Origin of the sequence: Lysobacter silvisoli, from assembly GCF_003382365.1 — a bacterium.
Classification (GTDB): domain Bacteria; phylum Pseudomonadota; class Gammaproteobacteria; order Xanthomonadales; family Xanthomonadaceae; genus Lysobacter; species Lysobacter silvisoli.
The window spans coordinates 2,398,824-2,424,879 of sequence record NZ_QTSU01000001.1 but is presented as its reverse complement, the minus strand read 5'-3'; the positions used below and the strand labels follow the sequence as shown (position 1 = coordinate 2,424,879).

The 26,056-nt window shown below is 69.7% G+C and carries 23 protein-coding genes and 1 riboswitch; of the genes, 13 read left to right on the top strand and 10 right to left on the bottom strand.

The features are described from left to right. Positions 1–18: 18 nt before the first annotated feature. The 3 genes from DX914_RS10685 to metF form a co-directional block, all read right to left on the bottom strand. Positions 19–933 carry a branched-chain amino acid transaminase gene (locus tag DX914_RS10685; RefSeq protein ID WP_115858953.1) on the bottom strand — a complete coding sequence of 305 codons (915 nt, stop codon included), beginning with the start codon at positions 931–933 and terminating at the stop codon, positions 19–21. 86 nt (positions 934–1,019) lie between these two features. Further along, positions 1,020–1,673 (bottom strand): hypothetical protein, encoded by a 654-nt coding sequence (locus tag DX914_RS10680; RefSeq protein ID WP_115858952.1) that lies wholly within the window; start codon positions 1,671–1,673, stop codon positions 1,020–1,022. A gap of 82 nt (positions 1,674–1,755) precedes the next feature. Then, the gene (metF, locus tag DX914_RS10675) at positions 1,756–2,580 is read right to left on the bottom strand and encodes a methylenetetrahydrofolate reductase [NAD(P)H] (RefSeq protein WP_115858951.1); all 825 of its coding nucleotides are present in this window, start codon (positions 2,578–2,580) and stop codon (positions 1,756–1,758) included. Positions 2,581–2,712: 132 nt separating this feature from the next. On the opposite strand from metF, the gene DX914_RS10670 reads away from it, so the two are divergent. After that, positions 2,713–3,411 carry a GNAT family N-acetyltransferase gene (locus DX914_RS10670; RefSeq protein ID WP_115858950.1) on the top strand — a complete coding sequence of 233 codons (699 nt, stop codon included), beginning with the start codon at positions 2,713–2,715 and terminating at the stop codon, positions 3,409–3,411. A 192-nt stretch (positions 3,412–3,603) separates the two neighbouring features. Here the strand turns inward: DX914_RS10670 and ahcY are convergent, their stop codons facing one another. Next, positions 3,604–5,049, bottom strand: coding sequence for an adenosylhomocysteinase (gene ahcY / locus DX914_RS10665; RefSeq protein WP_115858949.1), 1,446 nt, complete (start codon positions 5,047–5,049; stop codon positions 3,604–3,606). Positions 5,050–5,114: 65 nt separating this feature from the next. Further along, a riboswitch (S-adenosyl-L-homocysteine riboswitch) is annotated at positions 5,115–5,197 on the bottom strand. A 157-nt stretch (positions 5,198–5,354) separates the two neighbouring features. On the opposite strand from ahcY, the gene DX914_RS10660 reads away from it, so the two are divergent. Next, entirely contained in the window at positions 5,355–7,874 is a 2,520-nt protein-coding gene (locus tag DX914_RS10660; RefSeq protein WP_115858948.1) for a S9 family peptidase, read from the top strand. Positions 7,875–8,009: 135 nt separating this feature from the next. On the opposite strand, the gene bchE is transcribed toward DX914_RS10660, so the two are convergent. The 3 genes from bchE to metK form a co-directional block, all read right to left on the bottom strand. Beyond that, entirely contained in the window at positions 8,010–9,560 is a 1,551-nt protein-coding gene (gene bchE, locus DX914_RS10655; protein ID WP_115858947.1) for a magnesium-protoporphyrin IX monomethyl ester anaerobic oxidative cyclase, read from the bottom strand. A gap of 13 nt (positions 9,561–9,573) precedes the next feature. Beyond that, on the bottom strand, positions 9,574–9,804 hold the full coding sequence (locus DX914_RS10650; RefSeq protein WP_196778863.1) for a DUF3955 domain-containing protein: 231 nt from the start codon (positions 9,802–9,804) through the stop codon (positions 9,574–9,576). Between the two features lie 304 nt (positions 9,805–10,108). Further along, entirely contained in the window at positions 10,109–11,332 is a 1,224-nt protein-coding gene (gene metK, locus DX914_RS10645; protein WP_115858946.1) for a methionine adenosyltransferase, read from the bottom strand. A 205-nt stretch (positions 11,333–11,537) separates the two neighbouring features. Here metK and olsF point away from each other — a divergent pair, with 205 nt between their 5' ends. Both olsF and DX914_RS10635 read left to right on the top strand, forming a co-directional pair. Beyond that, positions 11,538–13,295, top strand: coding sequence for a bifunctional ornithine lipid synthase OlsF (olsF, locus tag DX914_RS10640; RefSeq protein ID WP_196778862.1), 1,758 nt, complete (start codon positions 11,538–11,540; stop codon positions 13,293–13,295). Next, the gene (locus DX914_RS10635; protein ID WP_115858945.1) at positions 13,292–14,113 is read left to right on the top strand and encodes a UDP-2,3-diacylglucosamine diphosphatase; all 822 of its coding nucleotides are present in this window, start codon (positions 13,292–13,294) and stop codon (positions 14,111–14,113) included. The genes olsF and DX914_RS10635 overlap by 4 nt, the downstream gene beginning before the upstream one ends. Before the next feature lie 182 nt (positions 14,114–14,295). Here DX914_RS10635 and DX914_RS10630 read toward each other — a convergent pair whose 3' ends face one another. Next, positions 14,296–14,601 (bottom strand): hypothetical protein, encoded by a 306-nt coding sequence (locus DX914_RS10630; RefSeq protein WP_115858944.1) that lies wholly within the window; start codon positions 14,599–14,601, stop codon positions 14,296–14,298. A gap of 518 nt (positions 14,602–15,119) precedes the next feature. Between DX914_RS10630 and DX914_RS10625 the strand changes: the two genes are divergently transcribed. The 7 genes from DX914_RS10625 (at position 15,120) to DX914_RS10595 (ending at position 23,190) form a co-directional block, all read left to right on the top strand. Continuing rightward, on the top strand, positions 15,120–16,958 hold the full coding sequence (locus tag DX914_RS10625) for a TonB-dependent receptor plug domain-containing protein (protein ID WP_158549240.1): 1,839 nt from the start codon (positions 15,120–15,122) through the stop codon (positions 16,956–16,958). After that, on the top strand, positions 16,955–17,674 hold the full coding sequence (locus tag DX914_RS10620) for a VTT domain-containing protein (RefSeq protein ID WP_158549239.1): 720 nt from the start codon (positions 16,955–16,957) through the stop codon (positions 17,672–17,674). Before DX914_RS10625 ends, DX914_RS10620 begins: the two co-directional genes overlap by 4 nt. Further along, positions 17,671–18,633 (top strand): hypothetical protein, encoded by a 963-nt coding sequence (locus DX914_RS10615; protein WP_115858941.1) that lies wholly within the window; start codon positions 17,671–17,673, stop codon positions 18,631–18,633. Before DX914_RS10620 ends, DX914_RS10615 begins: the two co-directional genes overlap by 4 nt. A 64-nt stretch (positions 18,634–18,697) precedes the next feature. Then, positions 18,698–20,638, top strand: coding sequence for a hypothetical protein (locus tag DX914_RS10610; protein WP_115858940.1), 1,941 nt, complete (start codon positions 18,698–18,700; stop codon positions 20,636–20,638). Beyond that, entirely contained in the window at positions 20,635–21,675 is a 1,041-nt protein-coding gene (locus DX914_RS10605) for a ferritin-like domain-containing protein (RefSeq protein WP_115858939.1), read from the top strand. The genes DX914_RS10610 and DX914_RS10605 overlap by 4 nt, the downstream gene beginning before the upstream one ends. After that, positions 21,672–22,058: a VOC family protein gene (locus tag DX914_RS10600; RefSeq protein WP_115858938.1), complete on the top strand. Its 387-nt coding sequence runs from the start codon at positions 21,672–21,674 to the stop codon at positions 22,056–22,058. The genes DX914_RS10605 and DX914_RS10600 overlap by 4 nt, the downstream gene beginning before the upstream one ends. A gap of 79 nt (positions 22,059–22,137) precedes the next feature. Next, positions 22,138–23,190, top strand: a complete 1,053-nt coding sequence (locus DX914_RS10595; RefSeq protein ID WP_115858937.1) for a metal-dependent hydrolase — start codon at positions 22,138–22,140, stop codon at positions 23,188–23,190. A gap of 13 nt (positions 23,191–23,203) precedes the next feature. Here DX914_RS10595 and dusB read toward each other — a convergent pair whose 3' ends face one another. Continuing rightward, positions 23,204–24,202, bottom strand: a complete 999-nt coding sequence (dusB, locus tag DX914_RS10590; RefSeq protein WP_115858936.1) for a tRNA dihydrouridine synthase DusB — start codon at positions 24,200–24,202, stop codon at positions 23,204–23,206. Between the two features lie 190 nt (positions 24,203–24,392). Between dusB and DX914_RS10585 the strand changes: the two genes are divergently transcribed. Further along, complete coding sequence (locus DX914_RS10585; RefSeq protein ID WP_115858935.1) at positions 24,393–24,893, top strand: hypothetical protein; 501 nt, start codon at positions 24,393–24,395, stop codon at positions 24,891–24,893. 53 nt (positions 24,894–24,946) lie between these two features. Here DX914_RS10585 and DX914_RS10580 read toward each other — a convergent pair whose 3' ends face one another. Beyond that, positions 24,947–25,831, bottom strand: coding sequence for a cytochrome-c peroxidase (locus DX914_RS10580; protein WP_231118242.1), 885 nt, complete (start codon positions 25,829–25,831; stop codon positions 24,947–24,949). Here DX914_RS10580 and DX914_RS20580 point away from each other — a divergent pair. Continuing rightward, complete coding sequence (locus DX914_RS20580) at positions 25,809–26,024, top strand: hypothetical protein (RefSeq protein ID WP_231118247.1); 216 nt, start codon at positions 25,809–25,811, stop codon at positions 26,022–26,024. The genes DX914_RS10580 and DX914_RS20580 overlap by 23 nt on opposite strands. Positions 26,025–26,056: the final 32 nt, after the last annotated feature.

Here is a 26,056-nt window from a genome sequence, read left to right as displayed (position 1 = left end):
GGCAGGCGCAGGCGCGCCTTACTCCACCCGCTCCAGCCAGCCGTACTTATCGGCGGTCTTGCCGTTGAACAAGCCGAAGAACAGCTCCTGCAGGCGCTGCGTGACCGGGCCGGGCTTGCCGGCGCCGACCTGGCGGCCGTCGACCGAGCGGATCGGGGTCAGTTCGGCGGCGGTGCCGCACATGAACAGTTCGTCGCACAGGTACAGGTACTCGCGCGGCAGGTCGCGTTCGATCACTTCGATGCCGTTGTCGCGGGCCAGGGTGATGATGGTGTTGCGGGTGATGCCGTTGAGCAGCGCGGCGCTGACCGGCGTGGTGTGCAGGGCGCCGTCGAAGACCAGGAACAGGTTCTCGCCCGCGCCTTCCGACAGCAGGCCGGTGGAGGCCAGGGCGATGCCTTCGCCGAAGCCCAGGCGGCGTGCCTCGCGCGCGACCAGCTGGCCGGACAAATAATTGCCGCCGGCCTTGGCGCCGGCCGGAATGGTGTTGGGTGCGAAGCGCTGCCAGCTCGACACGCAGGCGTCGATGCCCTGTTCCAGCACGCTGGCGCCCAGGTACTGGCCCATTTTCCATGTGGCCACCGCCATGTCGGTGGGCGTGTCGGCCGACAGGCCGAAACCGCCGAGGCCGCGGTAGGCGACCGGGCGCAGGTAGTCGGTGGTGTAGCCGTTGGCCTTGAGCACATCGCGGCAGGCCTGGTTGACCTGGTCCAGCGTGTACGGCATCGGCATGTCGTAGATCTTGGCCGAGGCGAACAGACGGCGGTTGTGTTCGGTCAGGCGGAAGATCGCCGGGCCCTGCGGGGTGTCGTAGCTGCGGATGCCCTCGAACACCGACGAGCCGTAATGCAGGGCGTGCGACATGACGTGGGTGGTGGCTTCGGCCCAGCGCTTGATCGCGCCGTTGTGCCAGATCCATTCGGGGTATTGCATCGCCGGCTTCCGTGGGTGGGGAAACCGCTATTGTGCCCTGTCGCGGCGGCCGAACCCATCCGCACGGTCCGGCACGCGGCGCGTGCCTAGCCCTTGATCCACCAGCAGCCGAAGTGGCGGACCAGGCCGAACACGGTGTGGCTGGGCGTGCTGCCGTTGGCCAGGGTCTGCTCCACGCGCAGCGCCACCGGGGTGCGGCGGATGCTGGTCTGCGGGTAGTAGTTGGGGTCCGGCGGCGCGGAGGCGTCGCCGCTGGTGCGCGGCTCGGCGCTCGCGTCCGCCGCGGCCGCCAGCGGCTCCGACGGCGCCGCCACGGGTTCCGGCGCGGGCGCAGCCGCCATCACCGGCACGATGTCGACCAGCGGCCGCTGGGCGATCCGGTCCAGCCGTTCCAGCACCGAATAGCCGGTGCTGCCGGACATGCCGGCCCAGTGGTAGACGCCGGCCAGGCGGTTGCCGTCGTGGGCGTCGATGGCGGCGGTGATCTGGAACACCAGGTCCTGCACGTTGCGCGAACAGCCGCCGCGGTAGCCGCCCTTGGCGTTGTTGGCGGCCGAAGCCGCTGCCGGCGCGCGCGCGAGGCGGTCGACGCCGCCTACGGTGTCGCAGCCGCGGTCGGTGTACACGGTGTCGCCGTTGGGCAGCACGCAGCGGCGGATCTGCGCCTCGACCGGCCGCGGCCAGGCCCAGGCGGCGCTCAGCAGCAGGGCGAGGGTGCAGACGCGGGCGGACCAGAGCATCGCCGAAGCGTAGCGCCGGCCCGGGGCCGGCGACAGTGCGCGGGTCGCAATCCGTTCATGCGCCGATGCCCGGCGCGCGCGCTCAAGCCAGGCGCGAGAGCACCGACAGCGTCGGCTTGGACAGATTCAGGGTGTAGAAGTGCAGGCCCGGCGCGCCGCCTTCGACCAGGCGCCGGCACAGCTGCGCGACCACGTCGGCGCCGAACTCGCGCAGGCTGTCCACGTCGTCGCCGTAGGCCATCATGCGCTGCTCGATCCAGCGCGGAATCTCGGCGCCGCACAGCTCGGAGAAACGGCGCAGCTGGCTGAAGTTGGCGATCGGCATGATGCCAGGCACGATCGGAATGTCGAGGCCGGCCGCGCGCACGTCGTCGACGAAGCGGAAGTAGGCGTCGGCGTTGTAGAAGTACTGGGTGATCGCGCCGTCGGCGCCGGCGCGGACCTTGCGCTTGAAGTTCTCCAGGTCGGCGTGGGCGTCGCGCGCCTGCGGGTGCATCTCCGGGTAGGCCGCCACTTCGATATGGAAGTGGTCGCCGGTTTCGGCGCGGATGAACTCGACCAGCTCGTTGGCGTAGCGCAGGTCGCCGGCGCGGGCCATGCCCGAGGGCAGGTCGCCGCGCAGGGTGACCAGGCGGCGGCAGCCGAGTTCGCGGTACTGCGCGAGCAGCTGGCGGATCTCGTCGCGGGTGCCGCCCACGCAGGAAAGGTGCGGCGCAGCGTCGAAGCCGTGCTCGGCGCGCAGGTGGCGCACGGTGTCGGGCGTGTAGCTCAGGGTCGAACCGCCGGCGCCGAAGGTGCAGGACACATAGCTGGGCTTGCGCGCCTTGAGCTTGGCCGCGGTCTTGTCCAGCTGCGCGCGCTGCTCGTCGGTCTTGGGCGGGTAGAACTCGAAGCTGATCGGCGACATGGGCGGGGCAGGGCGGCGGAGGATGCTGGCATGGTATCTCTTCATCGCGATGAAATGAACAAACCTCGTTCAGCCTTGATCGCGGCCGCCCGCGCCCAAACCTGAGCAGGACGCTACCGCCACGGTGACCGCATGAGCGAACAGGTGCTGGACAACCCGATCTGGGAATCCTTGATCAGCCGGCACCGCGCCTTGGCGCTGGGCGCGGGCACGGTCGCGCGCTATCCGGCGCAGGTGGCACCGTTCCTGGGCCTGCCCGAACACGGCCTGGACGCGGATGCGGCGCTGGCCGAACTGGTGCCCGCCGGCGACACCGCCCTGGTGCTGGGACGCGCGCCGGCCGTGGGCGAGGGCTGGGAGCTGCGCCATCTGGCCGACCTGGCGCAGATGATCTGCCGCGCGCCCGTCGAGGAACCGGACGAGGCGGGCGCAGCCGACATCGTCGAACTCGGCGACGCACACCGCGCCGATGTGCTCGAACTCACCGCCCTGGTTTATCCGCACTACTTCCGCCCGCGCACGATGGAACTGGGCCGCTATTACGGCCTCTACCAGGACGGCCGCCTGGCGGCGATGGCCGGCGAGCGCATGGGCATGGACGCCTACACCGAACTCAGCGCGATCTGCACGCACCCGGATTTCCTCGGCCGCGGCCACGCGCGCCGGCTGGTGGCGTTCCTGGCCAACGATAACCATGCCCGCGGCCGCGTCCCGTTCCTGCACGTGAGCCACGAGAACCCGCGCGCGGTAGAGCTGTACCTGCGCAACGGCTTCGAACTGCGGCGCGATATTCCGTTCTGGTCGCTACGGCGCGCAGCAGCGGCCGGCTGACCTGTTGGGTGGGATGCGGTGCAGCTGTTGGATCGCGGCGGCGGTGCGGCGATGGGCGGAGGCGCCGTAGTGGCGGTTCGTGGTCGCAGCTCGCGCAGCCCAGACCCGTAGACAGATATTGCGAAGGCCCCAAAAAAACGGGCGCCCGAAGGCGCCCGTTTCGTTCTTGCGCATCGCCCGCAGGCGAGCCGATCAGTAGCGGTAGTGATCCGGCTTGTACGGACCGTCCACCGACACGCCCAGGTACTGGGCCTGGTCGGCGGTCAGGGTGGTCAGCTTCACGCCGATCTTTTCCAGGTGCAGGCGCGCGACTTCCTCGTCCAGCTTCTTCGGCAGGATGTAGACCTTGGGCTCGTAGCTGTCCTTGTTCGCCCACAGGTCGATCTGCGCCAGGGTCTGGTTCGAGAACGAGTTGGACATCACGAAGCTCGGGTGTCCGGTGGCGCAGCCCAGGTTGACCAGGCGGCCTTCGGCCAGCAGGAAGATCGAGTTGCCGCCGGCGAAGGTGTATTTGTCCACCTGCGGCTTGATGTTCAGGCGCTTGGCGCCCGAAGCGTTCAGCGCGTCGACCTGGATTTCGTTGTCGAAGTGGCCGATGTTGCAGACGATGGCCTGGTCCTTCATCTTCGACATGTGCTCCAGCGTGAGCACGTCCTTGTTGCCGGTGGTGGTGACGTAGATGTCGCCGCGGCCCAGGGTGCTTTCGACGGTGTTGACCTCGAAGCCTTCCATCGCCGCCTGCAGCGCATTGATCGGGTCGATCTCGGTGACCACCACGCGGGCGCCGTAAGCGCGCAGCGAGTGGGCCGAGCCCTTGCCGACGTCGCCGTAACCGCAGACCACGGCCACCTTGCCGGCCAGCATCACGTCCATCGCGCGCTTGAGGCCGTCGGCCAGCGACTCGCGGCAGCCGTACAGGTTGTCGAACTTGCTCTTGGTGACCGAGTCGTTGACGTTGATGGCCGGCACCAGCAGCTTGCCGGCTTCGGCCAGCTGGTACAGACGGTGCACGCCGGTGGTGGTCTCTTCCGAGACGCCCTTCCAATCGCGCACGACGGCGTGCCAGAAGCCCGGACGCTCGGCGTGGACGCGCTTGAGCAGGTTCTTGATCACCTGCTCCTCGTGGTTGCCCGAGGGAGTGTTGACCCAGGTGTCGCCCTTCTCGAGCTCATAGCCCTTGTGGATCAGCAGGGTCACGTCGCCGCCGTCGTCGACCACCAGCTCCGGGCCGAGGTGCTTGTCGGTGCCGTTGCCCGGGAAGGTCAGCGCGGCCAGGGTGCAGTCCCAGTACTCTTCCAGGCTCTCGCCCTTCCAGGCGAACACCGGGGTGCCGCTGGCGGCGATGGCCGCGGCGGCGTGGTCCTGGGTCGAGAAGATGTTGCACGAGGCCCAGCGCACGTCGGCGCCCAGGTCGCGCAGGGTCTCGATCAGCACCGCGGTCTGGATGGTCATGTGCAGCGAGCCGGTCACGCGCACGCCCTTGAGCGACTGCGCGGCGGCGTACTTCTTGCGGATCGACATCAGGCCCGGCATCTCGTGCTCGGCGATGTCGATTTCCTTGCGGCCCCAGTCGGCCAGCGAGATGTCGGCAACCTTGTAGTCGCCGTCGGTGGAGAAGGTCTTGGCTACAGCGTTCATTGTGAGCTCCGATTATTTGGGTCGCCGCGCGGGGCCGGTGAAACCGGCCGGTGGCGGTGGACCGCGGACATCGGGCGCCGTTGTTACGGGTGAATTTCGCCAAGCCTGGCCGCGCTCTTGCGTCGCGGTCGCAGCGCCCCTCGGCGAACCGGCAGAATTGTACCGGTAGTCGGCCGCGGAAGCCGCTATTCTCGACCGGGGGAGGGCCCAGGCGCCCGCACCCGTTCATCGACGCAGCGCCCGCCGGCAGGGGTCGCAAGCCGCGGCAGCGCTGCGTTTCAGCCCTTCCAGCACGCGGATCGCCCATGAAGACGCCCTTACGGCCTCGCTGTGTTTCCCTGGCACTGATCGCCACCTTGCTGTTCGCGCCCGGTGCCGCCGCCCTTGCGGCCGCGCCGGCCAAATCCGCCACCGCCGAGAGCGGTTACCGACTGCCGCCACCGGCCCTGCAGGCCCTGGTCGACGCGCCGCGGCCGCCGGCGCTGATGCTCAGCCCGCATCGCGACCTGGCCGCGCTGGTGCGCACGCCGGCCCTGCCGGGCATCGACGTGGTCGCCCAGCCCGAGCTCAAGCTGGCCGGGCTGCGCATCAACCCGCGCAGCTATTCGCAAAGCCGGTTCAGCTTCGGCACCGACTTGTGGCTGCTGGACGTGGCCAGCGGCAAGGAAATGCGCGTGCAGGGCCTGCCGCAGCCGCTGGCCTTGGCCAGTCTGGAGTGGTCGCCGGACCAGAGCCGGATCGCGTTCAACCATGTCGACGCCAAGACCGGCGCCAACGAACTGTGGCTGGTGGACGTGGGCACGCGCAGCGCGCGCCGCCTGATCGAGCAACCGCTCAACACCGTGGTCGGCAACGGCTACGATTGGATGCCCGACGGCCTGCACCTGCTGGTGCGTTTGCGCCCCGAAGACCAGGGCGCGGCGCCGGTGTCCGACGGCATTCCCACGGGTCCCGCCACCCAGCAGACCCAGGGCGGCGGCACGGTGCGCCAGATCCGCACCTTCCAGGACATGCTCAAGAATGAGAACGATGCGCGCGTGTTCGCGCATTACCTGACGGCACAACCGGCATTGGTGGACCTGCGCGGCCAGGTCGCCAAGCTCGGCCTGCCCGACCTGTACACCGCGCTCTCGCCGTCGCCCGACGGCAAGCTGCTGCTGGCCCAGCGCGTGGAACGGCCGTTCTCCTACCTGGTGCCCTACGTGTACTTCCCGCGCCGCATCGAGGTGCTGGCCGCCGACGGCAAGCTGGTGCACGAAGTGGCCAAGCTGCCGCTGGTCGACGGCCTGCCCACCGGCAACGACGCCGTGCCCACCGGCGTGCGCTACATCGGCTGGCGCGCCGACGCGCCGGCCACCCTGGTCTGGGCCGAAGCCCAGGACGGCGGCGACCCGGCCAAGCAGGTCGCCATCCGCGACGCGGTGCTGATGCAGGCCGCGCCCTTCGACAAGCCGCCGGTCACCCTGGCCCAGCTGGGCATGCGCGTGTCCGACCTGCAGTGGGGCCGCGGCGATCTGGCCCTGATCAGCGAGTCGTGGTGGAAGACGCGCCAGACCAAGCGCTGGCGCGTGGCGCCCGACGACGTCGGCCGCGCGCCGCAGCTGGTGTTCGAAGGCTCCTACGAGGACCGTTACGCCGATCCCGGCGACCCGGTGACCGAGCCCGACGCCTCGGGCAATCAGCGTCTGCGGATGGATGGCGACAGCGTGTTCCTCATCGGTGCCGGCGCCTCGCCCGAGGGCGACCGTCCGTTCCTGGACAAGCTCAACCTGGCCGACGGCAGCAAGACCCGCTTGTTCCATTCGCAAGCGCCGTACTACGAAGCGCCGCGCGCGCTGCTGGACGAGGGCGGCACGCGCCTGCTCACCACGCGCGAATCGCCGACCGAGCCCAGCAACTACTACCTGCGCGACCTGGGCAAGGCCGACGCCGCACCGACCGCGCTGACCCGCTTTCCGCACCCCACGCCGCAGCTCAAGGACGTGAAGAAGGAGCAGATCCGCTACAAGCGCGCCGACGGCGTCGAGCTCACCGGCACCCTGTACCTGCCGCCGAAGTACGAGCCCAAGCGCGACGGCCCGCTGCCGCTGCTGATGTGGGCCTACCCGCAGGAGTTCAAATCCGCCAGCGCGGCCAGCCAGGTCACCGACTCGCCCTACCGCTTCAACGCGATCAGCTACTGGGGCCCGCAGGCCTTCCTCGCTATGGGCTACGCGGTGCTGGACGATCCTTCGATGCCGATCGTGGGCGAGGGCGACAAGGAGCCCAACGACACCTACCTGCAGCAGCTCACCGCCAGCGCCCAGGCGGCGGTGGACGAGGTGGTGCGCCGCGGCGTGGCCGACCGCGAACGCATCGCCATCGGCGGCCATTCCTACGGCGCGTTCATGACCGCCAACCTGCTGGCGCACACGCGCTTGTTCAAGGCCGGCATCGCCCGCAGCGGCGCCTACAACCGCACCCTGACGCCGTTCGGTTTCCAGGCCGAGGAGCGCAACTACTGGCAGGCGCAGAGCACCTATGAAACCATGTCGCCGTTCAACTTCGCCGACAAGATCAAGGATCCGATCCTGCTGATCCACGGCGAGCAGGACAACAACTCCGGCACCTTCCCGATCCAGAGCGAACGCATGTACGCCGCGATCAAGGGCCTGGGCGGCAACGCGCGCCTGGTGATGCTGCCCAACGAATCGCACGGCTACCGCGCGCGCGAATCGATCCTGCACATGCTGGCCGAGTCCAACGATTGGCTGGAGACCTACGTCAAGGGCGCCAAGCCGGCCGAAGGCAAGGGCAAGGCGGGGAAGGCCAAGGCGGCGAAGTAAGCCGTCGGTCCAGCGATACGGAACGGGGCGCTACGGCGCCCCGTTTTTTGTGCTTCCGATGCTCGTTTCGTTTCCGTCATTCCGGCTTTCGCCGGAATGACGATGACGCGATATGCGCGCTGCGGCGAGATGCCATCAACCGCCTGCCTGCAACGTCCGAATCGCAATCCCCCGCCGCGCCGGCTTGGCCAGCGCGTACTCCTCCTGCGCCAGCGACTCGCCCCAGAACTCGGCCACGGTCGGCCCCTGCCGGGTACGGCCGCCGCGGAAGCAGAACTCCAGCACTTCGCGCAGCCATACCCGCCGGCCCATGCGCACGTACCAGCGCATGCCCTTGAGCACCTCGCGGTCCGGGTGCAGCAGGCTGCGGTACAGCGCGCGCGGGCGCAGCTGCACGATCGCCTCGATCGCCTTCACCCACAGCAGCACCCGCCACGGCCGCAGCCGGCTGGTGGCCAGCACCTGGTGCTTGTAGTCCCACTTGCGCGCGTCGGTCTGGATCACCGGGCGGTCGGCGACGCTGTCGTAGTAGGGCGTCCAACGGTGCGGAGTCACGTAGAGCAGCTGGATCTGGTCCGGGTCGTAGCGCAGCAGGTGGCGCAGCGAATGCCAGTAATCGCGGTCGCTTTCCTCGTCGAAGCCGACCACGTAGGTGGCCATGGAAATGATGCCGTGCGCGCGCAGCAGGCGGATCGCCTCGCGGTCCTCGCTGACGCTGGCGCCCTTGCGGATCTTCTGCAGCGTGGCCTCGGAATAGCTCTCGATGCCGAGCAGGAAGCGGATCACGCCCGCGCGCTTGTACAGGTGCAGGATGTCGGCGTCGCGCACGATGTCGCCGGCACGGGTGGAGCCGACCAGGGTCAGGTCCACGTTCTCGGCGATCAGCGCTTCCAGAAAGGCCTGCCAGGCCTTGCGCGAACCGGTGGGCAACTCGTCGGCGAAGTTGATCAGGCGCACGCCATGCTCGCGATGCAGGCGCGCCAGTTCGCGCGCGAACTTGACCGGATCGCGGTGGCGCCAGCGCGACCAGAAGCCGCGCTGGCCGCAGTAGCTGCACAGGTAGGGGCAGCCGCGCGAGAACTGCACCACCACCGCCTTCATGCCGCCCCAATAGGAATAGCGGTCGTGGTCGATGAGCTCCCAGCCCACCCGGTACTCGTCCAGGTCCAGGATCATCTCGGCCTGGCCGGTTTCGACCGCGGTGCCGTCGCGGCGGTAGGCCAGCCCCGGCACGCCGGCCAGGTTCTCGCCGCGCGCCAGTGCCTGCATCAGCCGCAGCGCGGTGCGTTCGCCTTCGCCACGCACGATCACGTCGATGGCCGGCTCGCGCAGCAGCACGTCGCGCCAGTGATAGGTCGGGAACACGCCGCCGTAGACGATGGTCAGCGCCGGCCGCGCGCGCTTGAGCCGGGCGCAGATCTCGGCCACGGTCGGGTGCGCGGAGGTGGAGCCGGAATGGCCCAGCATCAGCACGTCCGGCGCCTGCGCCAGCACCCGGCGCACGACCTCGTCGACGGACAGCGGGCCGAATTCGGCGTCCAGCAATTCCACCGCGAAACCGGCGTCCAGCAGCGGCCCGCCGATGCTGAGCAGGCCCAGCGGCGGCAGCTGTTCGCGCGGCACGCGGCTGCCGATGGCGGTGTGCGGCGGGTTCAGCAGCAGGATGCGTAAGGAAGGATTCGACATGTGGGCGCCTCGCTCAAGACCGACGCCGCGACCGCACGCGCAGGCGCGTGCGGGCGAAGCCGATCAGCGCGATCAGCGCACCGGCCGCGATCAGGGCCCAGCCGATCGGCAGCAAGGCGAAAGGCTCGCGCAGCGTGCCGTCGGCGTCCAGGTGCGAGCCGATCAGGCCATAGGCGATGAAGCAGGCGCTGCCCAGGAACAGCAGACTGACCGAAAGTTGCGGGTAGATTGGGGGCTTGGACACGCGCGGGCTCCTGCGTAGCGACGAGCACAGGCTGTTCCGCAGGCGTGCGCGCAGGATGAGGCGTGGGTGAAGTGGAGGTGCGCGCGCTCAAGAGCCACGGCAAAAGCAAATCCCCCGTCGCCCGCTGCGCGGACGCCCGCCCCCTTTGTCAAAGGGGGCTAACAGCCTGCCGGTCGAATTCGCCGTTGCCTGCTTGTCTTCCCCCTTTGAAAAGGGGGATTGAGGGGGGCTTTTTGGTCCACCCCAAAACGAAAACGGAGCGCCGTAGCGCTCCGTTCCGTGCCGCGCGATACCGCTGCGCTGCTTACTTCTTCAAGCCGGCGTCCTTGCGCAGATCGTCGGCCTTGTCGGTCTTTTCCCACGAGAACGCGGTGGCGGTGTGCTTCTTGCCGGCGGCGTCGACGTAGCTGACTTCCTTGGGCTTGCGGCCGAAGTGGCCGTAGGCGGCGGTGAGCTGGTAGACCGGGTGGATCAGGTCCAGCATCTTGACGATGCCGTACGGGCGCAGATCGAAGTGCTTGCGGATCAGCTTCTCGATCTTCTCGTCCGGAATCTTGCCGGTGCCGAAGGTGGTGACCGAGATCGAGGTCGGCTCGGCCACGCCGATGGCGTAGGAGACCTGCACTTCGCACTTGTCGGCCAGGCCGGCGGCGACGATGTTCTTGGCCACGTAGCGCGCGGCGTAAGCAGCCGAACGGTCGACCTTGGACGGGTCCTTACCGGAGAACGCGCCGCCGCCGTGACGGGCCATGCCGCCGTAGCTGTCGACGATGATCTTGCGGCCGGTCAGGCCGCAGTCGCCCACCGGGCCGCCGATCACGAAGATGCCGGTCGGGTTGATGTGCACCTTGTTCTTGGGCAGCTTGTCCAGCCACGCCTTGGGCAGCACCGGCTTGAGGATGTGCTCGTACACGCCCTCGACCAGGTCCTTCTGCTTGATGCCCGGGTCGTGCTGGGTCGACAGCACCACCGCGTCCAGGCCGGCGACCTTGTGGTCGGCGTCGTAGCGCAGGGTGACCTGCGACTTCGCGTCCGGGCGCAGCCACGGCAGCTTGGAGTTCTTCTGCTTGCGGACCTTGGCCTGCTGCTCGACCAGACGGTGCGAGTAATAGATCGGGGCCGGCATGAATTCCGGCGCCTCGTTGCAGGCGTAGCCGAACATCAGGCCCTGGTCGCCCGCGCCCTGTTCTTCCGGCTTCTTGCGGTCCACGCCCGCGGCGATGTCCGGCGACTGCTTGCCGAGCATGTTGATGATGGCGCAGGTGTGGCCGTCGAAACCGACATTGGAATTGTTGTAGCCGATGTCGTTGATGACCTTGCGCGCCAGCGACTCGATGTCCACCCACGCGGTGGTGGTGACCTCGCCGGCGACGATGGCCGCACCGGTCTTGACCAGGGTTTCGCAGGCCACGCGGGCGCGCTTGTCCTGGGCCAGGATCGCGTCCAGCACCGCATCGGAAATCTGGTCGGCGATCTTGTCCGGGTGGCCTTCGGAGACGGACTCGGAGGTGAACAGGTAGCTGGACATCGGTCGAATATCCTTCGATTCGGATAAAAAGATGGCCGCCTATGATACAGCCTGGGCGGGTTCGGCGCATTGTGCCCCTATCGGGCGTTGTCGGGGGGTTAATCGGCCGGCTACGGCGCTGTCACACGGCTGACGCGCGGCCGCCATCTGGCTGTCGCCGCGCCGGCGCAGGCTGCGCGGCAAACCGCCGCCACCGCGACGCGCCATGCTGCAACTCGAACGCCGCCTGCAAGAACGCTACCCCCACTGGTTCCGTGGCCGGCGCGAACGGCTGGCCCGGCCGTTGCTGCGCACCCTCGGGCGCTGGTCGCGCTTCGACATGGTCGACGCCTTCCTGGCCGAGAACGGCCACCTGCGCGGCTTCGCCTTCGTCACCGCGGCGCTGGAGTTCCTGCAGGCGCGCTACAGCGTGGATGCGGCCGAGCAGCAGCGCATTCCGGCCAGCGGCCGCCTGCTGGTGGTCGCCAACCACCCCTCCGGCGCGATCGATGCCCTGGCCCTGCTGGACGTGGTCGGCCGGGTGCGGCGCGACGTGCGCATCGTCGCCAACGACCTGTTGCTGGCGCTGGAAGGCCTGGACGGGCTGATCCTGCCGGTGCGCATCCTCGGCGGCCGGCCCAGTGCCGACAGCCTGGCGGCGATCGAGGCCGCACTGGAAGCCGAGCAGTGCGTGATCGTGTTCCCGGCCGGCGAAGTCGCGCGGCTGGGCCTGCGCGGGGTCACCGACGGGCGCTGGCGCCGCGGGTTCCTGCGATTCGCCCGCAAGACCGGCGCGCCGGTGCTGCCGGTGCGCATCGAAGCGCGCAATTCGGCACTTTTTTACGGCGCTTCGGCCCTGTTCAAGCCGGCCGGCACCGCGCTGCTGGCGCGCGAGATGTTCGCCCGCCGTGCGCGCCGGATCGCGCTGCGCATCGGCCGCCCGCTGCAACTGCCGGCCGACGGCGACCCCCACCGCCTGCTGCGCGAGGTGCGGCGCGAGCTGCACGCCATCGGCACGGTGCGCGAACGCGCGGCGCCGCTGGGACCGGAACCGCTGATCGAACCGGTGGCGCCGGCGCTGGTGCGCGCCGAGGTCGAGGCGCTGATCTCGCTGGGCTGCACCCTGGACGGCAAGCAGATCCGGGTCGGCCGCCTGCCCGCGGGCTCGCCGCTGCTGCGCGAGATCGGCCGCCTGCGCGAACTGACCTTCCGCGCGGTGGGCGAGGGCACCGGGCGGCGCCTGGACGTGGACGTGTACGACAGCTGGTACGAGCACATCGTGCTGTGGGACGCGGGCGCCACCAAGATCGCCGGTGCCTATCGCATCGCCCGCGGCGCCCAGGTGCTGGCCGAACGCGGCCTGGCCGGGCTCTACACCGCTTCGCTGTTCCGCTACGCCGACGACACCGTGCCGCGCCTGGCCCAGGGCATGGAGCTGGGCCGCAGCTTCGTGACCCCGGAGTACTGGGGCAGCCGCAGCATCGACTACCTGTGGCAGGGCATCGGCGCCTTCCTGGCCCGCCACCGCAACGTGCGCTACCTGTACGGCCCGGTGTCGATCAGCGCCGCGCTGCCGCCGGCCGCGCGCGAGCAGATCGTGGCCTATTACGCGCGTTACTACGGCGGCGACGCCGGTCTGGCCGAATCGCGCCAGCCCTTCGCGTACCGCGCCGCGCCGCCGCAGTTCGACGAGCTCGACGCCGGCACCGCCTTCCGCGTGCTCAAGGGCAATCTGGACGCGCTGGGCGCGACCCTGCCCATGCTCTACAAGCAGTACACCGATCTGTGCGAGCCGGGCGGGGCGCGGTTCCTCGCCTTCGGCGTGGACCCGGCCTTCAGCGATGCGGTCGACGGCCTGATCGAGGTCGACCTGGAGCGCCTGCGTCCGAAGAAGCGCGAGCGCTACCTGAGCGTGGGCGAGCCTGCGGCCGTGGCCGCGCCGCCGCGCGACGAGGTTTCCGTGGCCAGCCCGAGCAGCGCATGACCTCCACCGTCGCCCAACTGCCGCCACGCCGACGCGCGGTGTTCCTGTCGGACGTGCACCTGGGTTCCAAGCATTGCCATGCCGCCGAGCTGGCCGAGTTCCTGGGCCGGCTGCGCTGCGACCGGCTGTATCTGGTCGGCGACATCGTCGATCTGTGGTGGATGGCGCAGAAGCGCGTGACCTGGGGTTCGGCCCAGTACCGGGTGATCGAAGCCCTGCACGCGCTGCGCCGCGCCGGCACCGAGCTGATCTACGTGCCCGGCAACCACGACCGCCCGATCCGCCGCTTCTGCGGCCTGGCGCTGCCGCGCATGTCGATCCGCCGCCGCAGCATCCACGTCACCGCCGACGGCCGCCGCCTGCTGGTCACCCACGGCGACGACTACGACGGCGTCACCCATTTCGGCGGTCTGCAAGAGCAGTTCGGCGACTGGCTGTATTACCGCATCCTCACCGGCAACCAGCTGCTCAACCGCGCGCGCCGCCGCTGCGGCTTGCGCTATTGGTCGCTGTCGGAATTCCTCAAGCGCCAGAGCGGTGCGGCCGAGCGCTACATCGCCCGTTTCGTGCAGGCGGGCCTGGACGACGCGCGCCGGCGCGGCCTGGACGGCGTGATCTGCGGCCACATCCACCGCGCCGGCTTGTTCGAGCGCGACGGTTGCGTCTACGCCAACGACGGCGACTGGGTGGAAAGCCTGACCGCGCTGGCCGAGGACCCGGACGGCACGCTGCGCCTGCTGTCGCATCACGGCGATACGCTGGCGATGTTGCCGGCGCGCGAGCCGCAGCAGCCGACGCGGCTGCCGCACGCGGCTTAAAAGCAAAAGCAAATCCCCCGCCGTCCGCTGCGTGGCCGCCCACGCCCGTTTTCGAAGCGGGCTTATAACGCCACTGTGAGTCTTCCCCCCTTTGAAAAAGGGGATTGAGGGGGATTTGCTTTTAGTCGCCAGCCCAGCGCCCTCAACTGGGGGAGGGAAGGGCGCCGGCGCCGAACCTGCGCTTACTTAGCAGCCACGTCGCGCGCGCTGACGCCGCTGAGCGCGACCTCGCGGTCGCCGACACGGATGCTGTGCCCGGCCATCAGCCGCTGGTAGCGCTCGTCGCCGAGCGCGCGCTTGAACTGCGCCAGCGAGCGCTGGTAGGTGTAGGGGTATTCGGCGTAGGCGGTGCGGTTGCCCAGGATCATCTGCACCTTGCGCTGGCTCAGGCCGGTCTCGGCGGACAGCGAAGACACCACTTCGTTGGCGCTCGCCGGCAGGGCCGCTGCGGCCATGGCGACGGCGAACAGGACGGTTCTTGCGTTCATGACGGTCTCCGAACGGAGCCTCCATGGCTCAGGGCTGCGAGGGTCTCGGCGCAGGCCGGCGTGGGGTACTCCGGCGTTGTCATCATTGGCTCGCGCGCGCACGCGCACGAGTGCCGGAACGGCCCGTGACTGACGTCATGCGCGGCGCATAACCGACGAACGGCTGCAACGCAGGCACGTCTGCCGTCATCCGAATCCGGATGCGCGCGGCGCAGGCCGGCCGCGCTTGTGCCGTTTCCGGCAAACGCACGCTCCGATCCCGCGAACGGGCGACGATGCCCGGCATTGGCGGCTGCCGGCATTCTGTGCCAACCTCATGTCGCGGCCGCGCGCGCCAGGGAACGGGGAGCGCGACGGCCGCTGCACAGGGGCTTGGCTGGTCGTGGACGCGACTGAGCGCTGCGGCCGGCGAAGGGGCGAGTGACCAGGGACGGGGCACTATGGTCCGAACGTATCCGGATTTCGTTGTCCGCCGTCGGCGCTATGCGCTGGCGGCGTCGTTGTGCGCGCTACTGCAGATGCCGGTTTCGGCCGCGCAAACCGCGCCCGAGCGCATCCACGACCTCGACCGCACCCAGGTCAGCGCCAGCACCTTGCCGATCAGCGCCGCCGTGGCCAGCCAGCACGTGACCGTGCTCGAGCGCGCCGACTTGGATGCGCTGCAAGGCCTGAGCGTGGCCGAGATCCTCTCGCGCCAGGCCGGCGTGGTCGTCGACCGCGGTGCCGGCAGCGGCGGCTACGGCGCGCTGTACCTGCGCGGCGCCGATCCCAGCCACGTGGTGGTGCTGGTCGATCACGTACGCCAGAACGATCCGCTGTCCTCGCGCGGCAGTGCGGTCGATCTCAATGCCTTGTCCAGCCAGGACGTGGAGCGCATCGAGATCGTGCGCGGCAACGCCAGCGTGGCCCACGCCGATGCGATCGCGGGCCTGATCCACATCCACACCCGCCGCGCGCAGCCGGGCGCGCGCGTGGGCTTCGCCGTCGGCGGGCACGAGCTGCGCAGCGCACAGGCGGCCTGGTCGGGTGCTGCGCTGCGTCTAGGCGCCGCGCAGCACGAACAGGGCGACGGCGCCGACGGTTTCCAGCGCACCCGCGCGGTGGACGTGGGCTGGCAGCACGGCTGGGACGAGCGGCTCGCGCTGCACGCCAATGCGCGCTACGCCGACAGCGTCGGCCGCGGCTATCCCGACGACAGCGGCGGTCGCGATTACGCCGCGATCCGTGCGCTGGACCGGCGCAGCAGCCGCAGCCGCCAGTTCTCGTTGCGCGGCGATTACCGCACCGGCGCCGGCGGCACCCTGCGCGCGCAACTGGCGCATCTGGCCCGCGACGGCGAGGAGGATTCGCCGGGGGTGGCGCCGGGCCTGCGCGATCCCTTCGGCCTGCCGCCCACGCGCAGCCTCAGCGATTACCGTCGCGACGAAGCCGCGCTGGCCTGGCAGTCGCCGGCCGGCGAGCGCTGGCTGTTCGGCGTCGGCGCGCAGGCGCAGCGCGAGCGCGGCGAACTCGACAGCCTCATCGATTTCGGTTTCTTCGTCCTGCCCGCACGCTTCGCCCTGCAACGCGACACCGCCAGCGCCTATGCCGAGGCGCGCTGGCAAGGCGCGGCCTGGGCCGCGCAAGGCGGCCTGCGCTACGAGCGCGCCAGCCGCGCCGACGGCCAGTGGCAGCCGATGCTGTCGCTGCAGCGCGCGCTGGCGCCCGGCCGCGGCGAGTGGGGGCTGTCGCTGGCGCGTTCGTCCAAGCAGCCCAGCTTCTACGCACTGGGCCATCCGCTGGTCGGCAACCCCGCATTGCGGCCCGAGCGGGCGCTGCAGCGCGAGCTGTACTACGCGACCTCGGATGAGGCGCCCTGGCGTGCGCGCTTCACCGTCTACAGCGCGCGCTACCGCGATCTGGTCGATTTCGACGCCGGGCCGCCGCCGCAACTGGTCAACCGCGCGCGCATCGAAGCCGAGGGGCTGGAATGGAGCGCAAGCCGCCTTTACCGCAACGACTGGCGGCTGAGCCTGGACGGCAACTGGATGCGCGTGCGCGACGCAGACGGCGACACGCGTCTGCGTTATCGGCCGCGCCTGCAGTGGAGCGCGCGGCTGGACCTGCCGCTGGGCGAGCGGCGCGAGCTGGGCCTGGCGCTGCGTCACCTCGGTCGCCGCTTCGATTCCTCGGTTCCCACCGGCGATGCCTGGCTGGATGCCGCGACCACGCTGGACCTGAGCCTGCAGCAGCAACTCGGCCCGGCGCGCCTGCTGCTGGCGGTGGACAACCTGGGCAATGCGCGCGAAGCCGAAACCCTGGGCAATCCCTTGCCCGGGCGGCGGCTGCGTCTGGCCTTGCAATGGGCGTTGCAATGAACCGCGCCGCGTCCGCCGCCGTCGCTCGCGCTTCGTGGTGGCGCCTGGCCGCATTCGCCTGCCTGTTGCTGGTCGCGGTGCTGGCGCCGTTCGCGCTGTGGGGCGAGGCCATGGACCGCGCCGCGCCGGCCTGGCTGGCCGCGCAGCAGGCGCCGCTGTGGCTGGCCGCATTGGGCATCGGTTTGCTGGTGGCCGACGTGCTGCTGCCGGTGCCCAGCAGCGTGGTGGCGATGCTGCTGTGCTGGAGCCTGGGACCGCTGTGGGGCGGCGCCGCGGTCGCGGCCGGCAGCCTGCTCGGTTTCGCCCTGGGTTATGCGCTGGGCCGGCTGCTGCCGCAGGCGCGGTTGCGGCGCTGGATCGGCGCGGCGTTGTGGGATCGCGCCAGCGCGCGGGCGCGCGAACGCGCGCTGTGGTGGATCGTGATCGCGCGTCCGCTGCCGGTGCTGGCCGAACTCAGCGCGCTCCTGGCCGGCGCGTGGGGCTTGCCGGCGACGGCCGCGTTCGCGCATGCGGCGCTGGCGTCGTGCGCGCTGGGCGCGTTGTACGGCGCCAGCGCCTGGCTGGGACTGCGCCAGGCGCAGCCGCTGGCGATGCTGGCGGCGATGGCGGTCTTGCCGGTCGCGGCCTGGTGCCTGCATCGATTCTTCCTGCGCCGGCTGACCGCCGGCGCGGGTCCGGTAGTACCCCGTGAGCACGATGGAGGAACTGCGCCATGAGCAGGACAAGGAAGGTTTACGCATCATGCGCCGCCGCGGCCGCCGGCCTGGCCGCGGCCGCGCTGCTGATCGGCACGGCCTGGGCGTCGGGCCCGCGCACCGAGGCGGTCAAGGGCAAGCAGACGCCGGCCGAGCGCCACACCTACTACACCGGCGGCGTGCACAACGACAAAGGCTGCGTGCCCGCCTCGCGTTGCACCTATCCGCGCAAGGCCGGCGAACCCACCGATCCGCTGTATCCGAAGTGGTGGGTCAGCAGCTGGACCATGTACCGGGTGTTCAAGGACTACGAGCAGTACCCGCCGCCGTACGCGTCGCCGCCGACCGGGCTGACCCCGGACGACTACCAGGTGTCCTACGGCGCGACCTACTACGACTCCACCTACGTGCCCGCCGACAAGGACGGCGAGGGCGCGATGATGGAGTTCTACGACAAGCAATGCCTGCCGATCTTCCCGATGGCCAACAACTTCACCTGCGCCTTCGTGTCGTTGGGCAACAAGGCCTATTTCCTGCGCTACGCCGATCGGCCGCCGGGCACGCCGCAGTGCTGCAAGTTCTCGCCCAAGAACCATCCGCCGCGCCGCGACTTCATCGAGCACCTGCCTTACGACGCGCAGCGCAGCACCCACCTGGGCGGCAGCATCCAGGCCTATGCGCGCGAGGTCGGGCCGCAGAAGATCCTGTTCGGCTACGCGTTCTGGCGCGATCCCACCTCCGACCGGCCGATGGACGCCAACGCCGAGCCCTATCGCCATCCGCAGTCGTTCTACTTCTCCGGCTCGCCCACCGATCCGCCGAACGCGCCGATCGTGAGCCAGAACTACAGCAACTTCCGCGACGAACGCCCGGACCCGGCGGCCACCTGGGATCAGGTCGCGCAGATGTGCCCGGTGGAGCCGGAGTGGTGCTGCCTGTTCGAGGGCGACTGTCCGGACCAGGACGCCAAGCAGAAGTAACCGCAGCCCGATCCCAGCAAGGAGCCGGCCCCGCGCGCGGGGCCGCATAGCCAGGAGCACCACCATGAGTTACCTAGACGCGCCGCGCCTGCATTTCCGCGGCTGGTTCCAGGCCGACGTCTCCACCATCAACAACGACGTCCGCACCTTCCAGAACGAATCCTTCGTGCCGGAATACCAGCAGTACAACCAGAACGGCAGCTGGAACCCCGAAGGCACCGGCATCTTCCGTTTCCTCGACTGCGCGGTGACCGGCGGCGCCTTGGACGGCCGCGCCTTGCGCACGCCGGCCGACGACCCCGCGATCGGCATGCTGGTGGAGAACGCCGACCAGCGCGCACCGGGCAAGCTGGTCGACCTGGACCCGCAGCAACAGATGGTGTCGCAGATCTGGGGCATGCAGGTGCGGCTGCTGGACGCGGCGCGCAAGCAGGCGCTCAGCGGCGAATTCAAGCCGGCGCCGTTCTGCAACCTGTGGCAGCGGCAGAAGAACGGCGTGGCCATGGACCAGAAGCTGGCGGCCAACTACCAGTCGGTGCTTGAGGGCATCGACTGGGATACGGCGCTGGACTCGCCGCTGCTGCGCGCACTGCGCGACGCGACCCAGGACGGCCTGCTGTCGATCGCCTTCAACGTCTACGGCTATGGCCGCGACGCCACGATTCCGCGCTACACCCTGGGCCACGTGGTCGGCAGCATCGGCCCCTACCTGCGTGGCGAGCCCAAGCATTTCGTGCTCGGCCGGCAGATGGTGGCGGTGCCGGGCAAGCAATCGCCGCTGGCGCCGCTCAACGGCGTCTACGACGCGCAGGGAAAGTTCGACGGCGCGGCGCTGACCCTGGACCTGGGCAATACCCTGCCGATCAAGAGCGCCGACGCCGGTTTCGAAGACCTGGGGCCGCTGCTGATCGGCGTGGCCACGACCAACCCGAGCACCGAACTGACCGATGTGCCTGCGTCGGCGGTGGCGGTGATCGGCGAAGTGCCTTACCAAGAGCCGCACTGGTACGCACAGACCGCCGGCGTGCAGAGCTACGACCTCAGCGGCAATACCCAGGCGCAGTCGCTGCTGCCCGGCTGCCCCCTGCTGCTGCTGTCGCCGCAGGCCGACGGCAGCTACAAGGTGCTGCTGCAGGAATCGCTGGATGGCCAGTACCTGCGCGCCGATAACTTCGTGTTCCGCCTGGACCCGGGCGAGCGCGCCGACATCGAGCTCTACGCCAGTCGTTTCGGTGTGCCCACCGCCGGCGCCACGGTCGCGCTCAGCGCCATCCAGGGCTTCATGGGCGGTTCCGGCGGCGGCGACAAGATGACCCCGCCCACGCGCCCGCATGCGGCCATCCCCGATATCGCCACGCCCGCCGACGGCGTCGCCTACGCGGCCAGCGCCACTACCGACGGAAACGGCCGCGCCCGCGTGGAACTCAGCGCCGCGCCCGACGGACCCGGGCGGCCGCGCGGCTACATCGCCGGCCAGCTCTACGGCATCGGCTACCAGTTGGCCACGCAACCGGCCGGCTACGTGTCCAATCCGCTGAACTACATCAGCGTGCTGGCCTACACCAAAGTCGAGCCGCCGTCGCAGCCGACCTGGTACCAGCACATCCAACCGCTGTTCACCCAGTACGGCAACCTCTACCCGATCATGAGCCGTTACGTGGTCGACCTGCGCAGCTACAACTCGGTGTGCACCCGGCTCAAGGCCCTGCGCCTGGCGTTTTCGCTGCCGATCCACGACCCCAACCACATGCCGGTGACGCGCGACCTCAGCGCCGGCGACCGCGCGACCATCCTGCGCTGGCTGGACTCGCCGGGCCCCGACGGCCTGCCGCTGCTGGGCCATCCGCCGATGGCCGAACCCGCGCCCCGAGCTTTGGCCTCCGCTGCGCCGGAGCCGCCCGAGGTCGAGCTGGCACCGCTGCAAAGCGCCGGCAAGACCGCCTTCGTCCTGCAATACCTCGCGCGCCGCGAGCGCGCGGGTCAAGAGCCGGGAGAGTCCTCATGATCCGCCTGCGTCCGGAGATCATCAGCGCCATCCGCGCGGTCGAAGATCCGATCGACCTGCACCGCTACCTGCAATGCGCGGTGGAGCTGGAGCACAGCACCATTCCGCCCTATCTGACCGCGATGCTGTCGCTGCGCCCGGGTACCAACCTGCGCATCGCCGCGCTGATCCGCAGCATCATCGTGCAGGAGATGCTGCACATGAGCATCGCCGGCAACATCCTGATCGCCATCGGCGGCCATCCGCAGATCGACAAGCGCGGTTTCGTGCCCGACTACCCGGGTCCGCTGCCGATGGACATCGGCAACGGCCTGATCGTGGGCATCGAGGCGTTCTCGATTCCGCTGGTCAAGAACGTGTTCATGGCCATCGAGGAGCCGGAGCAGGAGATTCCGATCAAGCTCAGCGCCGCCGAACAGGGCTACGCCACCATCGGCCAGTTCTACGACGCCATCCAGGAACGCATCCGCGCGCTGGGCCCGTCGATTTTCACCCACAAGACCGCGCCGCCGCAGGTGGTCGCGCCGCGCTGGTTCACGCCCGACAAGCTGTTCCCCATCGTCGACGTGGACTCGGCCTGCCACGCCATCGACATCATCAAGCTCGAAGGCGAGGGCACGGCGCTCGATCCGTTCCAGGCCCCGGGCGAGCCGGCGCATTTCTACACCTTCGGCTCCATCGTCGCCGGCCGCGAACTGGTGGTCACCACCGACGGTTACGCCTATGCCGGCACGCCGATCGAATTCGATCCGTCCGGGGTCTGGCCGCTGCGGCCGAACTGCAAGATCGCCGACTTCACCGTCGGCAGCCAGGCGCGCACGCGCATCGAGCAGTTCGCCTACAACTACAGCGCCCTGCTCAACGCGTTGCACATCACCTTCAACGGCCATCCCGAAACGCTGGATCGCGCCATCGGCCTGATGTACGACCTGCGCGTGCTGGCGGTAGCGATGATGCAGACCGTGGCCGACCCGGACAGCGGCCAGACCGTGGGCCCGAGCTTCGAATACGTGAAGACCCAGGGAGGCATGCCATGAGCGATGCGGGTGCGGTCAACCGTCATCCCGTGGCGATGTTCGAGATCATCGCCCGCGACCAGGCGGCGATGCAGGCCTTCTACAGCCAGGTGTTCGGCTGGCAGTACCGGGCCGGCGACGCCGGTTTCGCCTATGTGCACTTTCCGGTGCGCATGCAGCCCTTGCTGGGTGGCATCGGCCAGGCCGATGCGCATGCGCCCGGTTTCGAGCCCGGCCATAACTTCTATCTGTTGGTGGACGATCTGCAGGCGACCATCGATGCGGCGGTCGCGGCCGGCGGCCGCGAGTACATGGCGCCGGCCGATGCCGACGGCTACAGCTTCGCGATGATCCAGGATCCGGAAGGCAATCCGGTCGGGCTGATCCGGCCGTTCCAGCGCTAGCCTGCCGCGGCTGGCGCAGCGCTGAACCGCGGCGCCGCGGCCCGACCGGCCGCGGCGCCGTGCGCGCTAGCATGCACGCATGGATTCCCTGACCCAGATCGTGCTCGGCGCCGCGCTCAGCGCCGCCATCGCCCCCGCCGGCCACCGCCGCGCCGCCCTGCTCGCCGGCGCCGCGCTGGGCACCTTGCCGGACCTGGACGTGATCCCGGTGAACCTGCTCACCGACGATCCGGTGTCGCGCATGACCTGGCACCGCAGCCTCAGCCATTCGCTGCTGGTGCTGCCGCTCATCGCCTGGGCCTTGTGGACCTGGTTCCGCAGCCGCGGCGGGCGCGTCGCGCAATCGCCGGTGCGCTGGTTCTGGGCGATGCAGGCGGCGCTGCTCACCCATCCCGTGCTCGACGCGTTCACCGTTTACGGCACCCAGTTGCTGTGGCCGCTGACGGTGCGCCCGGCGATGTGGTCCAGCATCTTCATCATCGACCCCCTCTACACCGTCTGGCTGCTGGTCGCCTGCGTCTGGGCCTGGTTCGCGCGCGAGCGCCGCAGCGCGCAACCGGCGCTGCTGCTGGGGCTGGCGCTGAGCACGCTGTACCTGGGCGGCTCGCTGTGGGCCAAGCAACGCGTGGAAAGCGCCGCGCAGCCGGCGCTGGCGGCGATGGGCCTGGGCGACGCACCGCGCTTCTCGGTGCCGATGCCGTTCAACATCCTGCTGTGGCGCGTGGTGGCGATGACGCCGACCGGCTACGTCGAAGGCGAGCGCTCGCTGTACGCCGACCGCGGACCGATGCGCTTCCACGCCTACGACTCCGACGTGGACGCCTATCGCCAGGTCGCCGGCTATCCGTCCGTGGCGCGGCTGGCCTGGTTCAATCACGGCTTCATGAAAGCCGAACAGCGCGATGGCCAGTTGGTGCTCAGCGACCTGCGCATGGGCTTGGAGCCCGATTACAACTTCCGCTTCGTGGTCGCCCGGGGCGGCGCCGGCGGTTGGAGCGAAGTGCCCGCGCAGCAACTGCAGTGGCCGTGGAAAGCGGCCGACCGTCTGCCGGCGATGTGGACGCGGATCTGGCACGAGCCGGCGCTGCCGGCCGGCAAGAGCGAAGCCGCAAGCGCCACGGCGGCGCCCTAGTCTTGCCGCCGGCTTAGGCCGCGGCCGGCAACTCCGGCGGCACTCCGGCGATCAGCGCATCGAAGTAGTCGCGGGTCAGGCGCAGCTGCGCCTCGGCGGTATCGGCGCGGTTGACCACCGCGCGGAAGGCCGCGTTCTCGGGACGATCCTTGGCGTACCAGCCCAGGTGCTTGCGCGCGATGCGCACGCCCGACGGCTCGCCGTAGAACGCGTGCAGGTGTTCCAGGTGGCCCATCAACCGGTCGCGGACTTCGCGCAGCGAAGGCTCGGGCAGCAGGATGCCGTGGGCCAGGTAGTGGGCGATTTCGCGGAAGATCCACGGCCGCCCCTGCGCGGCGCGGCCGACCATGACCGCGTCGCAGCCCGTGTACGCCAACACCTGCGCGGCCTTGAGCGGCGAGTCGATATCGCCGTTGGCCAGCACCGGGATGCGCAGTTCGGCCTTGACCGCGGCGATGGTGTCGTACTCGGCCCGGCCGGTGTACTGCTGGTCGCGGGTGCGGCCGTGCACCGCCAGCGCCTGAACGCCGGCTTCCTGGGCGATGCGCGCGATGCTCAGGGCGTTGCGCTGGTCGTGGTCCCAGCCGGTGCGGATCTTCAAGGTCACCGGTACGTCCACCGCACGCACCACCGCGTCCAGGATCCGGCCCACCAGCGCCTCGTCGCGCATCAGCGCCGAACCGGCCCAGGCGTTGCAGACCTTCTTCGCCGGGCAACCCATGTTGATGTCGATGATCTGCGCGCCGTGTTCGACGTTGTGGCGCGCGGCCTCGGCCATGATTTCCGGCACGGTGCCGGCGATCTGCACGCTGATCGGCGCCGGCTCGCCCTCGTGGTCCATGCGGTGGCGCGACTTGGCCGTGTTCCAGAAACGTGCGTCGCTGGTGGTCATCTCCGACACGCACAGCCCCGCGCCCAGGCGCTTGCACAGCACCCGGAACGGTTTGTCGGTGACGCCCGCCATGGGCGCGAGCACCGTCCGGTGGGCGATCTGGTAGGGGCCGATACGCATGGCGGCATTGTAGCGTGGGGCCGGAAGGCGGGCCGGGACCGGTGACCCGGCCGCGCGGGACCCGCGCTGAGCGATGCGAAATTCGCCGGTCCTTGGCCCATAATCCGGCCATCGGCCGCGCCGTCGCGCGGCGATCGGGCCGGGAGCCGGTTCCGTCGATCACTACTGCGCATTCGAGGAAAGGAATTCGATGAAAGCGAAGCTCATGACCGTGTTGGCCGTTGCCCTCGCCGTGTCGGCCTGCAAGCCGGGCACCGAATCGGCCGACACCGCTGCAGCGGCGCCGCAGGCGCTCACCTTCCAGGCGCTTGACGTGGGCAAGAGCGTGGGCACCGACCAAGCGGTGCAGCCGCTGACTTTGTTCGCGCCCGAGGACAAGCTGATCGCCTCGATCAAGACCCAGGGCGTGGCCAAGGACCAGGCGCTGGCGGTCAAGCTGGTGGCGATGGCCAACGGCCAGAGCGTGAGCGAGGCCAACCGCAGCGTGAGCCCCAGCGGCGCGACCACGACCAACCTGGAATTCCCGAAGAACGGCCCCTGGCCGTTGGGCCGCTACGTGGTCGAGGCCACGCTCAACGGCAAGCCGGCGGGGCGCCAGGAAATCGAAGTGAGCGGCAGCCTGCCGGCCGAGGCCGCGCCGCCGGCCGCAGCGGAGCCCGCACCGTCGGCGCCGGGCGAGCAGGGCAAGTAAGCCCCGGCGGTCGCGCGCGCCTGCGCGCGGCCGCATCGCGCTGGATCATCGCTTCACGGTTGCGCCGATGCGACGTAGTCGCGGTCCGTCAGCGCCTGCAGGAACGCCAGCAACTGCCGCCGTTCCGCCACGGTCAGCGAGATCGGCCGGCCGTGCTTGAGGCTGCGGTAATAGATCTCCTGGTCCACCGCCGCCTCCAGCGTGGCCACCGATCCGTCGTGCATGTACGGCGCGGTCGCGGCCACGTTGCGCAGCGAGGGCGTGCGGAACGCGGCCAGGTCGGCGGGCTTGCGGGTGACCGCAAAACGGCCCAGGCCGGCGATGTCGGCGCGGCTGAGTACGGTGCGGCCCAAGGTCGGGCCCGGCGGCGGCAGTTCCTGCAACAGCTGGGCGACGCGTCCGGCTATAGCGGCGTCGTTCACGCCCAGGTGATGGAAGCCGTCGTCGGTGAACGTCGCGGGCGCGCCGGTGCTGAGGTGGCAACTCGCGCATTGCGCTTTGCCGCGGAACACTTCCAGACCCGCCAGTTGCTCGGCGCTGAGCGCGTCGCGGTCTCCGGCTGCGTGGCGGTCGTAGTCGCTGCGATCGCGCGGCAGCGAGCGCAGGTACGCGGCCAGCGCCGCGCCGAGTTCGGCTTCGCCGATCGCGTCGCCGCGTTCGGGATAGGCGGCTTGCAGGTCCGCGCGATAGTCGGGTTGCGCGCGCACCCGCTGCATCAGCGCGCCGTCGGCCAAGCCCATTTCGACCGGATTGGTGAAGGGCTGCAGCACCGCCGCTTCGAGTCGTTGCTCGCGTCCGTCCCAGAAAAAATTGCGCTCCGTCGCAGTTTGCAGCAGCGATGGCGCGTTGCGGGTGCCTGCTTTGCCATGCACGCCTTGCGACGCCGCACGCGCGTCTGAGAATGCCAATCGAGGGTTGTGGCAGCTGGCGCAACTCACTTCGCCGGTGGCGCTGAGCCGCGCGTCGAAGAACAGGCGTTTTCCCAGTGCGATTCGCGCGTTCTGCGTCGCGCTGTCGACGGACTTCGGCGTGTCCGATGGCGCGCAGGCGATCGTCGCCAACGCCAGGCAGGCGGCAATCGCAAGTTGCGATGTGCTGAGACGGTTCACCAAATCAGTCTGGCACGCTTGACGTTGTAATGGATCATCGATCTAAATGACGGC